The sequence below is a fragment of the Microbacterium sp. MEC084 genome (assembly GCF_004514465.2).
Taxonomy (GTDB): Bacteria; Actinomycetota; Actinomycetes; order Actinomycetales; family Microbacteriaceae; genus Microbacterium.
Genome location: NZ_MYFP02000001.1, coordinates 522,315 through 539,373, shown reverse-complemented (window position 1 = coordinate 539,373; position 17,059 = coordinate 522,315). Strand labels below are relative to the sequence as shown.

At 71.5% G+C, this 17,059-nt stretch carries 11 protein-coding genes; 5 read left to right on the top strand and 6 right to left on the bottom strand.

The window, feature by feature from the left end:
- Positions 1–47: 47 nt before the first annotated feature.
- On the bottom strand, positions 48–2,258 hold the full coding sequence (locus tag B5M43_RS02595) for an NADP-dependent isocitrate dehydrogenase (RefSeq protein WP_205829527.1): 2,211 nt from the start codon (positions 2,256–2,258) through the stop codon (positions 48–50).
- 93 nt (positions 2,259–2,351) lie between these two features.
- On the opposite strand from B5M43_RS02595, the gene B5M43_RS02590 reads away from it, so the two are divergent.
- Positions 2,352–3,551 (top strand): PLP-dependent aminotransferase family protein, encoded by a 1,200-nt coding sequence (locus tag B5M43_RS02590; protein ID WP_134746561.1) that lies wholly within the window; start codon positions 2,352–2,354, stop codon positions 3,549–3,551.
- Positions 3,552–3,718: 167 nt separating this feature from the next.
- Positions 3,719–4,888, top strand: a complete 1,170-nt coding sequence (locus B5M43_RS02585; protein WP_134746563.1) for a hypothetical protein — start codon at positions 3,719–3,721, stop codon at positions 4,886–4,888.
- Between the two features lie 550 nt (positions 4,889–5,438).
- Here the strand turns inward: B5M43_RS02585 and B5M43_RS02580 are convergent.
- From B5M43_RS02580 to hrpA, 4 genes are all read right to left on the bottom strand, one after another.
- Positions 5,439–6,209: an amino acid ABC transporter ATP-binding protein gene (locus B5M43_RS02580; protein WP_134746565.1), complete on the bottom strand. Its 771-nt coding sequence runs from the start codon at positions 6,207–6,209 to the stop codon at positions 5,439–5,441.
- Positions 6,206–7,111 (bottom strand): amino acid ABC transporter permease, encoded by a 906-nt coding sequence (locus tag B5M43_RS02575; protein WP_205829528.1) that lies wholly within the window; start codon positions 7,109–7,111, stop codon positions 6,206–6,208. Before B5M43_RS02575 ends, B5M43_RS02580 begins: the two co-directional genes overlap by 4 nt.
- Positions 7,108–8,016, bottom strand: coding sequence for an ABC transporter substrate-binding protein (locus tag B5M43_RS02570; protein WP_134746567.1), 909 nt, complete (start codon positions 8,014–8,016; stop codon positions 7,108–7,110). The genes B5M43_RS02575 and B5M43_RS02570 overlap by 4 nt, the downstream gene beginning before the upstream one ends.
- Positions 8,017–8,129: 113 nt before the next feature.
- Positions 8,130–12,104, bottom strand: coding sequence for an ATP-dependent RNA helicase HrpA (hrpA, locus tag B5M43_RS02565; RefSeq protein ID WP_134746569.1), 3,975 nt, complete (start codon positions 12,102–12,104; stop codon positions 8,130–8,132).
- A gap of 57 nt (positions 12,105–12,161) precedes the next feature.
- Between hrpA and B5M43_RS02560 the strand changes: the two genes are divergently transcribed.
- From B5M43_RS02560 to B5M43_RS02550, 3 genes are all read left to right on the top strand, one after another.
- The gene (locus B5M43_RS02560; RefSeq protein WP_055990072.1) at positions 12,162–13,106 is read left to right on the top strand and encodes a DUF817 domain-containing protein; all 945 of its coding nucleotides are present in this window, start codon (positions 12,162–12,164) and stop codon (positions 13,104–13,106) included.
- A 72-nt stretch (positions 13,107–13,178) separates the two neighbouring features.
- Positions 13,179–14,453, top strand: coding sequence for a glycosyltransferase (locus tag B5M43_RS02555; protein ID WP_055990069.1), 1,275 nt, complete (start codon positions 13,179–13,181; stop codon positions 14,451–14,453).
- Between the two features lie 54 nt (positions 14,454–14,507).
- Positions 14,508–15,344 (top strand): aldo/keto reductase, encoded by an 837-nt coding sequence (locus tag B5M43_RS02550; protein WP_055990066.1) that lies wholly within the window; start codon positions 14,508–14,510, stop codon positions 15,342–15,344.
- A gap of 54 nt (positions 15,345–15,398) precedes the next feature.
- On the opposite strand, the gene B5M43_RS02545 is transcribed toward B5M43_RS02550, so the two are convergent.
- Complete coding sequence (locus B5M43_RS02545) at positions 15,399–16,910, bottom strand: dolichyl-phosphate-mannose--protein mannosyltransferase (RefSeq protein WP_134746571.1); 1,512 nt, start codon at positions 16,908–16,910, stop codon at positions 15,399–15,401.
- Between the last annotated feature and the right edge of the window lie 149 nt (positions 16,911–17,059).

Sequence of the window (17,059 nt, the reverse complement as noted above, 5' to 3'; positions counted from 1 at the left end):
ACGGCCCCGGTCCTCGTGGAGGAGCCGGGGCCGTCGTGCGCGAGGTGTCAGAGTGCGTCGATCGCGGCGTTGAACGTGGCCGACGGGCGCATCACGGCCGAGGTCTTCTCGGCGTCGGGGCGGTAGTAGCCCCCGATGTCCACCGGCTGCCCCTGCACGGCGATCAGCTCGTCGACGATCGTCTTCTCCTCGGCCGTCAGCTTCTCCGCCAGCGGCGCGAACGCGGCGGCCAGCTCGGCGTCCTGCGTCTGCTTCGCGAGCTCCTGGGCCCAGTACAGGGCCAGGTAGAAGTGCGAGCCGCGGTTGTCGATCGTGCCGATCTTGCGGCCCGGCGAGCGGTCCTGGTCGAGGAACGTCCCGGTCGCGCGGTCGAGCGTGTCGGCGAGCACCTGGGCCTTGGCGTTGTCGGTGGTCTGCGCGAGGTGCTCGAACGAGGCCGCGAGCGCGAAGAACTCGCCGAGCGAGTCCCAGCGCAGGTAGTCCTCCTCGACCAGCTGCTGGACGTGCTTGGGGGCCGAGCCGCCCGCGCCCGTCTCGAACAGCCCGCCGCCCGCCATGAGCGGCACGATCGAGAGCATCTTGGCCGACGTGCCGACCTCGAGGATCGGGAACAGGTCGGTGTTGTAGTCGCGCAGCACGTTGCCCGTCACCGAGATGGTGTCCAGGCCCTGGCGGATGCGCGCGAGCGAGAACAGCGTCGCCTCGGCGGGCGCCATCACGTGCAGCTCGAGGCCCTCGGTGTCGTGCTCGGGCAGGTACTGCTCGAGCTTCGCGATCAGGTTGGCGTCGTGCGCGCGGTTCGCGTCGAGCCAGAACACGGCGGGGGTGCTCGACAGGCGGGCGCGCGTCACGGCGAGCTTCACCCAGTCGCGGATCGCGGCGTCCTTGGTCTGGCAGGCGCGCCAGATATCGCCGGCCTCGACCTCGTGCGCGAGCAGGACGTCGCCGGCCGAGTTCACGATGCGGACGGTGCCGGGCGCCGGGATCTCGAACGTCTTGTCGTGCGAGCCGTACTCCTCGGCGGCCTGCGCCATGAGGCCGACGTTGGGAACGGTGCCCATCGTGGCGGGGTCCAGCTTGCCATTGGTCTTGCAGTCGTCGATCACGGCCTGGTAGATGCCGGCGTAGGACGAGTCGGGGATGACGGCGAGGGTGTCGGCCTCCTTGCCGTCGGGGCCCCACATGTGGCCGCCGATGCGGATCATGGCGGGCATCGAGGCGTCGACGATCACGTCGCTCGGCACGTGCAGGTTGGTGATGCCCTTGTCGGAGTTCACCATGGCGAGGGCGGGGCCCTCGCTCATGGCTGCCTCGAACGCGGCCTTGATCTCGGCCCCGTTCGGCAGCGCGTCCAGGCCGGCGAAGATCGCGCCCAAGCCGTCGTTGGGCGACAGCTCGGCGGCCGCGAGGTCGTCGCCGTACTTCTCGAACACGGGCTTGAAGTAGGCCTTGACCACGTGACCGAACAGGATGGGGTCGCTGACCTTCATCATGGTGGCCTTCAGGTGCACCGAGAACAGCACGCCGTCGGCCTTGGCGCGCTCGACCTGCTCGGCGAGGAACGCGTCGAGCGCCTTGGCGCTCATGAAGGTGGCGTCGACGACCTCGCCCGCGAGCACCTTGAGGTCGCCCTTGAGCTCGGTCACGGTGCCGTCCGTCGCGACGTGCTCGATGCGCAGCGTGTCGTCGGAGGGGATCACGACCGACTTCTCGTTGGAGAAGAAGTCGTCGTGGCCCATCGTCGCGACCGCGGTCTTCGAGTCGGCGCTCCAGTCGCCCATCGAGTGCGGGTGGGCCTTGGCGTACGCCTTGACCGACGCGGGCGCGCGGCGGTCCGAGTTGCCCTGGCGCAGGACCGGGTTCACGGCCGAGCCCTTGACCTTGTCGTAGCGCGCGGCGAAGTCCCGCTCCTCGTCGGTCTCCGGGTTCGCCGGGTAGTCCGGGACGTCATAGCCGAGCGCCTGCAGCTCGGCGATGGCCGCCTCGAGCTGCGGCACGGAGGCCGAGATGTTGGGCAGCTTGATGATGTTGGCCGACGGGTCGTTGGCGAGCTCGCCGAGCTCCGCGAGGGCGTCGCCGATGCGCTGCTCCTCGGTGAGACGCTCGGGGAACTGAGCCAGGATGCGGCCGGCGAGCGAGATGTCGCGGGTCTCGATGTCGATGCCCGCCTTGGCCGCGTATCCCGCGACGATGGGGAGCAGCGAGTACGTCGCCAGGAGCGGCGCCTCGTCGGTGTGCGTGTAGATGATCTTGGACATGCGGATGAGGCTCCAGGGATCGCAGGACATCGACGTCGAGCCGTCGACTCTCTCGATATGAAGATACCCGAGCGCGTGAGAGCATCGAGTCCGATGACCTCCCACCCCCTCGCCTACGCGGCCCGCGCGGCGCGCTTCCGGCCGTCCGGCGTCCGCTCCGTGTTCGACATCGCGATGCGCCCGGGGATGATCTCCCTGGCCGGCGGCAGCCCGGACCTCTCCGTGCTGCCGCGCGAGCAGGTGGCCGAGCTCGCGGCCGGGATGATCCGCGGCGCGGGCCCCGACGCGCTGCAGTACCAGCCGGCCCAGGGGCTGGACGGAACGATCGAGGCGATCCGCGAGGTCATGCGGGCCGAGGGCGTCGACGCCGCGCACGACCGGATCCAGGTGACCGCCGGCTCACAGATGGGCCTGCAGGTGCTCACGACGCTGCTCGCGGACCCGGGCGACACCGTGATCGCGGAGGCGCCGACGTACGTGGGCGCGCTGTCGGTGTTCGGCGGGCTCGAGGCTCGCGTGGCGCAGGTGGAGATCGACGAGCACGGCATGCTCCCGGACGCGCTCGAGGCGACGATCGCGCGCGTCCGGGCGACCGGGTCGCGCATCCCGTTCCTCTACACGGTGCCGACGTTCGGCAACCCGTCCGGCGCGTCGATGAGCGCCGCGCGGCGCGAGGCGGTCGTGGAGCTCTGCCGTCGCGAGGGCATCCTGATCGTCGAGGACAACCCGTACGGGATGCTCGCGTTCGACGACGAGCACCGGCTGCCGCTGTATGCGCGCGATCCGGAGAACGTGGTCTACCTGGGGTCGTTCTCGAAGATCTTCTCGCCCGGCGTGCGGGTCGGCTGGCTCGCGGCGCCGCCCGAGCTGCGGGGGCGCGTGCAGCTCGCGGTCGAGGCCATGACCATCCACGCGTCCGTGGTCGGGCAGGTGCTGGCCCAGCGGTTCATCACGGAGACCGACTGGCGCGGGCACGTGCGCCGCAGCGCCGACGTCTACCACGCGCGCCGCGACGCGCTCATGGCGGCGCTCGACGAGCACATGCCCCCGGGCACGACGTGGACGCGGCCGCACGGCGGGTTCTTCACGGTCGTCACGCTGCCGCCCGGCACGCCCGTCGACGGCCTGCTCGACGCCGCGATCGACGCCCGCGTGGTCTACGTCCCCGGCAGCGAGTTCATGGCCGACGGGAGCCGCGCGGACACGCTGCGGCTCGCGTACAGCTTCGAGCCCGAGCACCGTCTCGCGGAGGGCGCGCGCCGGCTCGGGGAGGCGATCCGCGCGCTCGGCTGAGGGTCGCGCGGGGTCGCCGACCCGTGGGATATCGGTAGCACGATAGACCTCGTGATCGTTCGATCATCGCGATTGATCCGGTCTTCGGGTGCGACTTATGGTCGCTTCCAACCTTTTTCGGCGCATCGCACGGAGCTGTGCGATGCCGATGACCCGAGGATCCGCCGTTGAATCCCATCGCCGCCCGATCGACCCGCACCCGCATCCGCAGTCGCGCTCAGGCGCTCGCCCTCGCCGGCGCCCTCGCCGGCCTCGTCCTGTTGCTGCTCGCGCCGCTCCCGGCGCTCGCCGCCGCGAACCTCGTCAAGAACGGCTCGTTCGAGTCGTTCGGCGCCACCGCGCCGACGGATTGGGGCACGTGGACGCCCGCGGGCACGGCGACCCACGCCAAGGTCGCGGGACGCGACGGATCCGGCGCGGTGCAGATCGAGACCGCGACGACGGGAAGCCGCGGCTTCCTCGTCCAGGATGTGGCGCTGCCCGCCGGGGCGGAGTCGATCGACCTGTCGTTCTGGCAGGACAAGGGCGCGATGACCGGCGCCGGCAAGGCCGGCGTGCGCGTGACGTTCACCGGCTCGCCTGCCCAGTTCTTCGGCCTCGACGCGGCGAGCGGCTGGCACGAGGTGGCCACGCGCCTGAAGGTGCCGGCGGGAGCCACCAACGTGCGCATCGAGCCGATGGTCGACTACATGAAGGGCGCCATGCGCCTCGACGACGTCGACATCGAGATCAACGGCGCGTTCACCGACCTCGCCGTCAACGGCGGCTTCGAGGCGTTCGGCGGCGTGAACCCGGACAGCTGGGGCCGCTGGCCCGCGGCCGGCACGGGCACCGTGGCCAAGGTGCCCGGCATGGCGGGCAACAACGCCGCGTCGATCACGACCGACACCACGACGAGCCGTCTCGCGCTCACGCAGGACATCACGCTGCCCGCGGGCGGCGGCACGTACGTGGTCGACTTCGCGTCCAAGATCGACGCGATCAGCGGCGGCGGCAAGGCCGGCTTCCGGATCGACGTGCTCGACGGATCCAAGGGGACGTTCTTCTTCGGGACGAACGTGCCCACCAACAGCTGGGAGCGCACGCGCGGCGCGTTCGTCGTGCCGGCGAACTCCACGAAGATCCGCGTGCATGTCTTCAATGACCAGGTCAAGGCGACCGCGCTGTACGACGACGTGATCGTGCACGCCTCGTCCGCCGCCATGGAGCTCATGACGTCCAAGACCGCGTCGGGGGACATCGCGCTGAGCTGGCTGAAGCCCGCGGCGTGTTCTTCGAGTCGGTCAAGCACCCGAACGTCGTCGGGCCCGACAAGGCGAGCAACTGGGTCGCCGTGATCCGCGGCGCCGAGCTCGCCCAGCACCTCGCCCTGCGCGGCGAGGGCACGTACGGCTTCCGCGACGCGCGCATGGGCCGGATCATCGACCAGCTGCGCCAGCACCTCGACGCCGCGCACACCGACGGCGGGTGGTTCCAGGAGGGCCTGGACTACCTCGACTACACCAACATGATCTCGGTGCCGGGCATCACGGGGAGCTTCGACGCCGGCATCGACGCGCTGCGCTCGGCGTGGGCCGCGCCCGGCACGGCGGGCATGCTGCTGCACACCGCGTCGTTCCGCGAGCCGAACCACAAGCTCCAGTGGGGCGTCGGCGGCGACGCGGGCACGGTGTCGTGGCGTCGTCGACGCCGGCAACGTGGGGGTCCAGACGGCGACCCGCGAGGCCGTCGTCGACATGGCCGACCGCGGCGACGTCGACACGATCGTCGCGATCCGCGACACGTTCGGCGACTCGGCGTCGCACGAATGGAAGTGGCAGCTGGCGCCACAGGCGGGCGTCACGCTACAGATGGCGGGCCGCGCGCGGCGGCCCGCCATCGCTCGCGTCAGCGGGACATCCGGGCCAGGAACGTCCGGGTGCGCTCGTGCTGCGGGGCGTCGATCACCTGCGCAGGCGGGCCCTGCTCGACCACGACGCCGTCGGCCATGAAGACCACGCGGTCGCAGACCTCGCGCGCGAAGCCGATCTCGTGCGTGACGACGATCATCGTCATGCCCTCGTCGGCCAGGCGGCGCATGACGCCCAGCACCTCGCCGACCAGCTCCGGGTCGAGCGCGCTCGTCGGCTCGTCGAACAGCATGACCTTGGGCTTCATGGCCAGGGCGCGGGCGATCGCCACGCGCTGCTGCTGCCCGCCGGAAAGCTGCGACGGGTACGCGTCGGCGCGGTGCGCGAGGCCCACGCTGTCGAGCAGCTCCATGGCCTCCGCGCGCACCTCGGCGCGGGGGCGCCGCCGCACGCGCAGCGGGGCCTCGATCACGTTCTCCAGCACGGTCATGTGCCCGAACAGGTTGAACCGCTGGAACACCATGCCGATGTCCTGGCGCCGCTCGGCGACCTCGCGGGCGCGCAGCTCGTACAGGCGGCCGCGGTGCTCGCGGTAGCCGACCAGGACGCCGTCGACGCGGATCTCGCCGCGGTCGACCTCCTCGAGGTGGTTGATGCAGCGCAGCAGCGTGGACTTGCCCGAGCCGGACGGGCCCAGGATGCCCACGACCTCGCCCGCGCGCACCTCGAGGCTGACGCCCTTGAGCACCTCGTTGTGGCCGTACGACTTCTCGACGTCCTGGATGGTCACCAGCGCGTCCGACGTCATGCCTCCACCTCCTTGCGCTCGCCGCGGAGCGGGAGCAGTCGCGCGAGCAGGCCGGAGGGGGCCCGGTCCTTGTCGAAGCGGCGCTCGATGACCGCCTGGATCACGCTCGCGACGCTGGTCAGGATGAGGTACCACGCGCTCGCGACGAGGAACATCTCCATCTGCGTGAAGTCCCCGGTGCCCATCTGGCGCGAGCGGAACAGCAGGTCGCCGGCGCCGATGATCGAGACCAGCGACGTCTCCTTCAGCAGCGTGACCAGCTCGTTGCCCGTGGGCGGCAGGATCGAGCGCATCGCCTGCGGCAGCACGATGCGGCGCATGGTCTGGCCGGGCGTCATGCCGAGCGCGCCGGCGGCCTCCGCCTGGCCCTTGTCGACCGACAGGATGCCGCCGCGGACGATCTCGGCCATGTACGCGGCCTCGTTGAGGGCGAGTGCCAGGATCGCGGCGGTGAAGGGCTGGATGATCGCGTTCGTCTCGACCGTCGTGAAGCCGAGATCGATGCGCGGCAGGAAGAGCGACAGGTTGAACCAGATCAGCACCTGCACGAGCAGCGGCGTGCCGCGGAACAGCCACACGAACCCGAACGCGAAGGCGGCCAGCAGGCGGTTGCTCGACAGGCGCATGATCGCGATGCCGACGCCGAGCGCGGCGCCGAGCACCATGCTGACGATCGTCAGCACCACGGTCATGCCGAGGCCCTCGAGCACCGCCTGCGCGCCGAAGCGCGAGAACACGACATCCCAGCGCACCGCGCTGTGCGCGGCGATGTCGGCGACCAGCTTGACCGCGAGCGCCACCAGGATGGCGACCACGACCCACTGGCCCCAGTGCCGCACCGGGACGACGCGCGCCCCGGCGGCCGCGCGGGCGTCGGAGCTCAGGGGGCCGGCGGAGGTCACTCGTCCGCGCCGTTGACGGTGATCTCGTCGAGGCCCGACGACTCGAGCTCGTACGACGCGAGGATCTCGCCGTAGGTGCCGTCGTCGACCAGCGACTGCAGGCCGGCCTGGAACGCCGCCACCAGCTCGTCGTCGCCCTTCTTGAAGACGTAGCCCAGCGGCGACGGGTCGATCGACTCCGTGTTGGCGACCTCGAACGCCTGGCCGCCGCCGATCTGCGCGGCGTTGTAGCGACCGGTCGCCTCCTGCGTCAGCATCGCGACCGTGCGGCCCTGCTGCACCTGCAGCAGCGCGTCCGAGTCGGTCGTCTGGGTGAGGATCTCGATCGGCTCGTCGCACTCGGCGCTCTGCGCCTCGAGGATGCCCTGCTGCGTCGAGTCGACCAGCACCGAGACCGGGTGGCCGCACAGATCGGCGAGCGTGCCGATGCCCTCCGGGTTGCCGGCCGCCACGATGATCGCCTGGTCCGCCATGAAGTAGTCGACGAAGTCATAGTTCGCCTGGCGCTCGACCGTGTCGGTCATGCCGGCGACGACGAGGTCGAAGCGCTCGGCGTCGAGCGACGGGAGCAGCGTGTCGAACGCGACGTTCTCGAGCGTGTACTCGATGCCCAGGCGAGCCGTGACGGCGTCGAGCAGGTCGATGTCGAGGCCGATGATCGTCGATCCGTCCGTGTCCATGTACTCGTACGGGGCGTAGCCGGCCTCGGTCCCGACCACGACGGAGCCCGACTCCTGCACGTCGGCGGGCAGCATCGCGTGCAGCTCCTCGTCGGCGCTGATCGCGGTCTCGGGCGCCTTCGACTCGGTCGAGGCGCCGCCGGCGCAGCCCGCGAGCAGCAGGCCCGACAGTGCGAGAGCGGCGGCCGCGGCGATCGGACGTGCGGGGAGAGTCGAGGACATCATGCTCCTATCGATGCCGCGCGTGCGGGTGTGCGAGGCGGCGGTGCGAGTGCGAGGGATGGTCCATTCTAAATCGGCGGCGTTTCGCCCCCGTTTCGGCCCGGCGGCGTCGGATCTCAGCCGCGCAGGGCCTTCTGGATGCGCTGCACCGAGACCTGCTCGGCGGTGCCGAGGCGCTGCGCGAACAGGCCTACGCGCAGCTCCTCGAGCATCCAGCGCACGCGTACGAGGCGCTCGGGCGTCTCGGCCGGGAGCGGGATCGTGCCGCCGGCCTCGGCGAAGGCGGCCGTCGCGCGCTCGAGCTCCGTCATCCAAGCGCGGTCGCGCCCCGGGTTGTCGGGCAGCGCCTCGAGACGCAGTCGCGCGCCCTCGAGGTAGCGGGGCAGGTGCTGCAGGCGCGCGAGCCCGGTCGCCGAGACGAAGCCCGGGTGGATGAGGCCCGCCAGCTGACCGCGGATGTCGCCGAGCGGACCGAGGAGGGCCATGGAGTTCGACTTCTTGAGACCGCGCTCCACCTCGCGCGCGGCGGTCAGGATGCGGGCGACGAGCGACACGCAGGCGAACACGTCGTCCACGGATCCGCGCGTGGCCTCGGCGCGGAGCGCGTCGAACGCCGCGCGGGTGCGGGGGAGCGCGCCTGCGCGGTCGATCACGGCGTCGGCGACGGCGGCGCGGCAGTCCTCGATCAGCGCCTTGGCGGACGGGTACGGCGAGGCGGCCAGCGCGAGCTTCTCGTTCGCGGTGAGGTGCTCCTGCACGTACGAAGTCGGGGAGGGAACCTGCAGCAGCAGGAGCCGCCGCACGCCGCGGCGGGTCTCGGACGCCGCGCGCTCGGGCGTCGCCTCGACGCGCAGCGCGACGGAGGAGCCCGCGTCGACCAGCGCCGGATAGCCGCGCACGACGCCGCCGGCCACCTTGGTGTCGACCACCTCGGGCAGATCGCCGATCGCCCAGTCGGTGAGGCCCTTGCGCTCCAGCACGGAGGCCGATGCGGTCGCGGCGACGGCTGCGGGGCCGGCCTTGCGCGCCTCGGCCTGCTGGGAGGCCCGGTCGAGCGACCGCGCGACGCTCTGCCGCGCGCGCCCCGCGAGCCGCTCCTGGAGCGCCCGCAGGTCCCGATCCGACCCCAGCGCACGGCCGCGCTCATCCACGGCGCGGAACGACATGGTCAGGTGGGCGGGCACGCGCTCCATCTCGAAGTCCGCGTCGGTGACGGGCTGGTTCGCGACGCGCTGGATGCGACGGGCGAGCGCCTCGCGCAGGGTCTGCGGCGGCCGGCCGGCGTGGTCCTCGGGGCCCGCGCCCTCGAGCTCGGCGGCGAGCTTGTCGGCCCAGTCAGCCGCGGGCACGACGTGCCGGCGGATCGCCTTGGGCAGCGCGCGCAGCAGCGCCGTGATGAGCTCCGACCGCATGCCCGGCACCTGCCAGTCGAAGCCGACCGGCTCGAGCGACGCCAGCAGGGCGAGCGGCACGACCACCGTCACGCCGTCATCCGGCGCGCCCGGCTCGAACCGGTACGCGAGGTTGAGCGTCTGATCGCCCTGCGTCCACCGCGTGGGGAAGTCCCGCGCGTCGGCCGTCGCCTGACCCTCGATCAGGTCGGCTTCGCGCATCGTCAGCAGCTTCGGCGTGCGCGTCAGCGCGTCCCGCCACCAGGCCTCGAATGACCGCACGTCGAACACGTCGGCGGGGATGCGGGCGTCGTAGAACGCGAAGACCGCCTCGTCGCCGGCCAGGATGTCGCGGCGCCGCTCGCGCTCCTCGAGCTTCTCGAGGCGGCGGCGCAGCTCGTGGTTCTGGCGGAGGAACGCCGTGACGTTCTGCGGCAGGCGGGACGGATCCCACTCGCCCTCGACGAGCGCGTGCCGGACGAACAGCTCGCGCGCCGCCGCGCGGTCCACGCGCGCGAACTGGATGCGCCGGCGCGGCACGATCTCGACGCCGTACAGCGTGACCTTCTCATACGCGACCGCGGCCCCCGCGTCCTTCGACCAGTGCGGCTCGGTGACCTGCCGCTTGGCCAGGTCGCCCGCGAGCGCCTCCGCCCACGCCGGGTCGATCTGCGCGACCGTCCGGGCGAACAGCCGCGAGGTCTCGACCAGCTCGCCGGCCATGACCGCCTTCGGTCGCCGCTTGCGCAGAACCGAACCCGGGAAGATCGAGAACCGGATGCCGCGCGCACCGCGGTACTCGGCTCCCTTGCGCGGGTCCTTCGACTTCTCGCGCTCGTCGAGCAACCCGATCTGCGACAGGAGACCGGCGAGGAGGGCCTGGTGGATCAGATCGGCCTGATGCCCCGGCTGGTCTCCTCCGTTTCGACTCCGCTCGCTGGCGCTCGCTCCGCTCAACGACCGGGAAGCGCTCGCAGATCGGTTGCGCTTCCCGCTGTCGCGGGGTCCCAGCCCCGAGGCCAGTCCCCGGAGCTGGCGGTGGACGTCGAACCACTCCCGCACGCGCACGTAGTTCAGGAACTCCGCGCGGCACAGGCGGCGGAACGCGCTCGAGCCGAGCTCGTCCTGCTTCTCCTGCAGGTGGTTCCAGAGGTTGAGCAGCGTCAGGAAGTCGCTGGTCGGATCCGCGAACCGGGCGTGCGCCTGATCCGCCTGCTCGCGCTGCTCTTCGGGGCGCTCGCGGACGTCCTGGATCGACAGGCCCGACACGATCGCGAGCACCTCGGGAACGGTCCCGTTGCGGTGCGCCTCGACGAGCATCCGGGCGAAGCGGGGGTCGATCGGCAGGCGCGCGATGTCGCGGCCCACGCGCGTCAGCCGCGGCGAGCCGTCCCGCGTCAGCACGACGGCGCCGAGCTCGACCAGCAGATCCAGGGCGGCCTTGACGCCGCGCGAGTCGGGCGGCGTCAGGAACGGGAAGTCCTGGATGTCGCCGAAGTCCAGGGCGAGCGCCTGCAGGATGACCGACGCCAGGCTCGTGCGCAGGATCTCGGGCTCGGTGAACTCGGGGCGGCGCGCGAAGTCGTCCTCGCCGTACAGCCGGATCGCGATGCCGGCGCTGGTGCGGCCCGCGCGACCGGACCGCTGCTGCGCCGACGCCTGCGAGATCGCCTCGATCGGCAGGCGCTGCACCTTGGCGCGGTTGCTGTATCGCGAGATGCGGGCCGTGCCCGTGTCGATCACGTACTTGATGCCCGGCACGGTCAGAGACGTCTCGGCCACGTTGGTCGCGAGCACCACTCGGCGCTTGAGGCCCGCGACGGTCGACCGCTCGAACACGCGGTGCTGCTCGGCCGCGCTCAGCCGGCCGTACAGCGGCAGCACCTCGGTGGGCGCGCGCTGGTCGCGGAACGCGCCGCGCACGGCGTCGGCCGCGTCGCGGATCTCGGCTTCGCCCGGCAGGAACACCAGCACGTCGCCCGGCGCCTCGCGGTCGAGCTCGCGCAGCGCCGCGACGATCGCCGACACCTCGTCCTCGACCTCGTAGCCCTCGTCGGGCGCGTCCTCGGCCGCGGCATCCGCCACCAGCGGGCGGTACCGGATCTCCACAGGGAACGTGCGCCCCGAGACCTCGATGATCGGTGCGGGCGTGCCGTCCGCGGCCGCGAAGTGCTTCGCGAAGGACTCCGGGTCGATCGTGGCCGAGGTGATGATCACCTTGAGGTCGGGACGCTGGGGGAGCAGCTGCTTGAGGTAGCCGAGCAGGAAGTCGACGTTGAGCGAGCGCTCGTGCGCCTCGTCCACGATGATCGTGTCGTAGCGCGACAGCCTCCGGTCGCGGTGGATCTCGTTGAGCAGGATGCCGTCGGTCATCAGCGCGATGCGCGTGGAGTCCGAGACCTTGTCGGTGAAGCGCACCTTGTAGCCCACGAGCCCGCCGAGCGGCACCTCGAGCTCCTCGGCCACGCGCTCCGCGATCGTGCGCGCCGCGAGCCGCCGCGGCTGGGTGTGTGCGATCCGCTCCCGGCCCAGCTCGAGCGCGATCTTCGGCAGCTGCGTGGTCTTGCCCGAGCCCGTCGCGCCCGCGACGATCACGACCTGGTGCTCCCGGATCGCGCGCGCGATCTCGTCCCGCGCGGCGCTGACGGGCAGCTCGGGCGGGTAGGCGATCCGCCAGGGCGCGGTCGGGTCCTCGGGCATAGCCTCCCAGTCTACGAGTCCCGGGCGGCTCCCCGGCGGCGGCCCTAGGGCCGCGCCATGTCGCCCGCGTCGCAGCAGTCTGAGAGCCGCCGGGCGTTCACGCCCGTCGAGCAGCGCATCGACGCCTGGGCGTCCCGGCGCCTCGCCCGCCTCGAGGGCGGCGGTCCGGCGCGGCGCGGGCTGATCGAGTTCACGGTGTTCGTGCTGAAGCAGGCGTGGGCCTGCATCTTCGGGGCGGCCATGCTCGCGGCGATCGTCGCGGCGCGGCTCTGGTATCCGGACGATGCTCTGGTCGCGCGCAGCGACGCGCTCGTGATCGCCGCGGTCGCGATCCAGGCGCTCATGCTCGTGTTCCGGCTCGAGAGCGGCCGCGAGCTGTGGGTCATCCTGCTGTTCCACGCCGTCGGCATGGTGATGGAGGTGTTCAAGACCGACGTCGGGTCGTGGAGCTACGAGGGCGACGGCGTGCTGCGGATCGCCGCCGTGCCGCTCTACACGGGGTTCATGTACGCGGCGGTCGGCTCGTACATGGTCCGCGTGTTCCGCCTGTTCGAGCTGCGATTCGACCGGTACCCGGCGCGGTGGGCCACGGCGGCGCTCGCCGCGGCGATCTACGTCAACTTCTTCTCGCACCACTACCTGCCCGACGCGCGGTGGGTCCTGCTCGCGCTGGTGCTGGTCGTCTGCGCGCGCTGCACCCTGCACTTCCGCAACCACCGCACGCGGGCGTGGCGCCGCATGCCGATCCTGGTCGCGTTCACGGGCGTGGCGTTCTTCATCTGGATCGCCGAGAACATCGGCACGGCGGCAGGGGCCTGGATCTACCCGGATCAGGCGGACGGCTGGCAGATCGTGTCGATCTCGAAGCTGGTGTCGTGGCTGCTGCTCATGATCATCTCGGTCGTGCTGGTGACGTTCGTCTACCGGCCGCAGGCGACGGACCCGGTGGAGGGCGCCGGGAGGGGAGCGGTGCCCGCGTTTCCGGATCGGGCATCCGTCTGACACATCCGTGGCGTACCATGCCCGGAATCGCGGCAGCGAGCCGCATCTGCGCCCCCGAGCAGAGGAGCCGACATGTCCCGCCGACTCGTCATCGTCGTCCGTGCCGATCCCGTGATCTGCGGTCACTCCGGCGAAGCCCGCAACCTGGCGGAGGCGGCGCTGCGGCGCGGCTTCGACGAGGTGCGGATCGTCACGTGGCCCATCGAGCGCCTGGAGGCCGCGGGCCTGCCGCTCAAGCCGCTCGACACCGTGCTGCCGTACAGCGACGGCATCGTGGTCGAGCGTCCCGAGCCGGTCGGCGACTACAAGGTCGTCGACGGCCGGTACATCCAGGGTCTGGTCGGACGGCTCGTCGAGCTGTTCACCGACGGCGTGCCCACGGTCGCGATGTCGCTGTACCTCAGCCCGCACACCACGGCCGTGACCGACGCGGTCGAGGTCGCGCGCCGGACCGGCCTGCCGGTGAACGTCGTGTCGATCGCCGAGGCGGTCGGATCCGATGTCACCAACGTCGTCCGCCAGTGCGTGACCGAGGGGCGCTTCGGCGCCGCCGCGCACGTGCTGGAGTCGTACCTGGCGAGCGACGTGTGCGTCGCGGTGTCGCAGTACACGAAGGACCTCATCGTCGAGGAGGCGGGCCTGCTCGACCGGATGCACGGCACCCGCTACGCCGAGCGCTGCGCCGAGAAGATCGCGATCTCGTACCCCGCGATCGATTCCTCGCTCTTCCTGGGTCTCGATCCCTCCGAGGTCGATCGGCACCTGGCGGTGCGCGGTCTGGAGCGCGACGGCTACGTGTTGTACCTGTCGCGCCTGGCGCGGGCCAAGGGGGTCGAGGACCTGATCGCGGGTTTCGCCGCGTCCGAGTCCGCGGCGGGGAAGCAGCTGATCATCGCCGGGCGCGGGCCCGAGGAGCAGGAGCTGCGCGGCATCGCGGCGGCCTCGCCCGCAGCGGACCGCATCCGGTTCCTGACCGATGTCGACGACGCCGAGAAGCCGTTCCTGTTCGCCGGATCGGCCGCCTACGTCCTGCCGACCAAGCCGCGGCCGGAGTTCATCGAGACGTTCGGCATCGCGCTCGCCGAGAAGGCGCTGTCGGGCGGCGGCCCCGCGATCACGACCCTGACGGGCGGCGTGGGGGAGGCTGTGGGCGACACCGCGATGGTCATCGACGTCGACGCGCCGGATCAGATCGCCGCGAGCATCGACCGGGCGCTCGCGATGGGCCCGGAGGAGCGCCTGGTGTGGGAGGAGCGGGCGCGCGCCCACGCGCTGCAGTTCGACCGGATGAGCGTGTTCGACCGGCTCTTCCACCGCGTCGCGGCGCTCGACCCCGTGTTCGTCTGACGGATTTGTCGCCAGTCGCCCCTAATGGCCTCTGGCGCTTCTAGGCTCGAGATCATGAGCGTACCCACCATCACCCTCAACTCCGGTTTCGAGATCCCCCAGCTGGGCTTCGGCGTCTTCCTGGTGCCCCCGGCCGAGGCCGAGGCGGCCGTCACCGCGGCCCTCGAGGCCGGATACCGCCACATCGACACGGCGGCGATCTACAAGAACGAGGAGGGCGTCGGCGCCGCGATCGCCAAGAGCGGCATCCCGCGCGACGAGCTGTTCATCACCACCAAGCTCTGGAACGACCGCCAGGGCGGCGACGACCCGAAGGCCGCCATCGCCGAGAGCCTCGAGAAGCTGGGCCTGGACTACGTCGACCTGTACCTGACGCACTGGCCCGCCCCCGAGCGCGGCACGTTCGTGAACGCGTGGCAGAAGCTCGTCGAGATCCGCGACGCCGGTCAGGCGCGCAGCATCGGCGTCTCGAACCACCTGGTCGAGCACCTCGAGGCGGTCGTCGAGGCGACCGGCGTGACCCCCGCGGTCAACCAGATCGAGCTGCACCCGGCATACCAGCAGCGCGAGATCACGCAGTGGGCCGCCGACCACGGGATGTTCATCGAGTCCTGGGGTCCGCTGGGCCAGGGCAAGTACGACCTCTTCGGCGAGAAGGCGGTGGCCGATGCCGCCGCCGCGCACGGCAAGACGCCCGCGCAGGTCGTCATCCGCTGGCACCTCGAGAAGGGCTTCATCGTCTTCCCGAAGTCGGTGCGCCCGGAGCGCATGGCCGAGAACTTCGACGTGTTCGACTTCGAGCTGACCGACGCCGAGGTCGCCGCGATCGACGCGCTGGACCCGCTGGACGGCTCGGGCCGCGTGGGCGCCCACCCGCTCGAGCTCAACTGACGCTCGCTGAGCCGTCGAGGCCCCGGATCCGGACGTCGGATCCGGGGCCTCGTGCTAGACCCAGCCGGGCAGCCAGTTGTGGAGCTGCCAGAGCGGGTACGGCTCGAGGAAGCCGGTCGACAGCGGCAGGAAGAACACCGCGGTGAGCACGGCGAGCGCGACGAACGCGATCGCGAACACCCGCCACGCGCGCGTCTCGGCCGCCGCGACCTCCTCGGCCGACACGACCTCCACCGGGCTCGGGTCGCGCGGCGTGACGGGATCGCGCGGACGCGTCAGCCATCCGAGCGCCAGGGCCAGCGCGATGACCAGGAACGGCAGCATCGCCACCGTGTAGAACTGGAAGATCGTGCGCGACGGGTACAGCAGCCAGGGCAGGTAGGTCGCCGCGAGGCCGGTGAGCGCGAAGCCGAAGCCCGGCGTGAGGGCGCCCGCGCGGCGGCGGATGAGCAGCACGACCGCCAGGATGACCGCCGCCCACGCGGCGTACCACGTCACGGGGTTGGGGTGGCTGCCGATCACGCCGATGCAGTCGTCGCTCCAGCCGCACCACTCCTCGCCCGCCTCGGGGCGGGCCAGCCACATCGCGGTGGGCCGCAGCAGCAGCGGCCACTGCCAGGCCGGGCTGGCGTAGGGGTGACTGCTGGAGAGCCCCACGTGGAACGCGTACATCGACGAGTGGTAGTTGAGGAGCGCGACGAGGGGGTTCGCATCCGAACCCCGGTCGTAGCCGCCCGATGTGACGAGCCATCCGGTCCACGACGCGAGGTAGACCGCGGCCGCGACGGGGACGAGCAGCACGAACGCGATGGCGCCCTGCAGCACGGATCCGGCGAACCACTCCTCCTTGCGCGCGCGGTGCCGCACGATGGCGTCGTGGACGACGATCCAGATGCCGACGGCGGCGAGCACGTACAGCCCCGACCACTTGACGGCGCACGCCGCGCCGAGCGCGAGCCCGGCGGCGACGATCCACGGGCGGCGCCACATCAAGGGGCCCGCGATGCCCTCGGACGACAGGATGCGCTCGTCGGTGCGATCGCGGTCGAGCAGGACGAACCAGAACGCGAGCGTCACGAAGAACGCCAGGAACCCGTCGAGAAGGCTCACCCGGCTGAGCGCGATCGCGAGCCCGTCGACCGCGAGCAGGCCGCCCGCGACCGCGCCGATCGCGATCGAGCCCGAGAGGCGCCGCGCGATCTCGTAGACGAGCGGCACCAGCAGCGTGCCGATCAGCGCGGCCGAGAAGCGCCATCCGAAGCCGGAGTCGGCCCCGAACAGCAGCATGCCGAGCGCGATCAGCCACTTCCCCAGCGGCGGATGCACGACGTACGCGGCGTCGGTGGAGTACACGTCGGTGTCGCCCGACGTGAAGCTCTCGTTCGCGTCGTCGGGCCACGCGCCCTCGTATCCGAGGTGCAGCAGCGTCCACGCGTCCTTGACGTAGTAGGTCTCGTCGAACACCAGGTCCTGCGGATGCCACAGCCCGATGAAGCGCAGCGCGGCGGCGAGCAGCGTGAGCGCGAGCGGGACCAGCCAGCGGGCGGTCCGGGGCGCGAGAGTCACCCGATCAGCCTACGGCGGGCGCTCGTCGGCCCCGGGCGCCGAGCGAGGGAGCGCCGCCCCGCCGTGTTCGTTGAGCTGAGCGAGCGCCAGCGAGCGGAGTCGAAACGGCTGAACCCGCCCGCGGCGCAGCCCTCCGACTTCTCCACAAC

Excerpts from the sequence above, each read along its gene's own strand:
- B5M43_RS02595 (WP_205829527.1), bottom strand. The coding sequence starts at position 2,258 with ATGTCCAAGATCATCTACACGCACACCGACGAGGCGCCGCTCCTGGCG.
- B5M43_RS02590 (WP_134746561.1), top strand. The coding sequence starts at position 2,352 with ATGACCTCCCACCCCCTCGCCTACGCGGCCCGCGCGGCGCGCTTCCGG.
- B5M43_RS02580 (WP_134746565.1), bottom strand. The coding sequence starts at position 6,209 with ATGACGTCGGACGCGCTGGTGACCATCCAGGACGTCGAGAAGTCGTAC.
- B5M43_RS02570 (WP_134746567.1), bottom strand. The coding sequence starts at position 8,016 with ATGATGTCCTCGACTCTCCCCGCACGTCCGATCGCCGCGGCCGCCGCT.
- hrpA (WP_134746569.1), bottom strand. The coding sequence starts at position 12,104 with ATGCCCGAGGACCCGACCGCGCCCTGGCGGATCGCCTACCCGCCCGAG.
- B5M43_RS02560 (WP_055990072.1), top strand. The coding sequence starts at position 12,162 with ATGTCGCCCGCGTCGCAGCAGTCTGAGAGCCGCCGGGCGTTCACGCCC.
- B5M43_RS02555 (WP_055990069.1), top strand. The coding sequence starts at position 13,179 with ATGTCCCGCCGACTCGTCATCGTCGTCCGTGCCGATCCCGTGATCTGC.
- B5M43_RS02550 (WP_055990066.1), top strand. The coding sequence starts at position 14,508 with ATGAGCGTACCCACCATCACCCTCAACTCCGGTTTCGAGATCCCCCAG.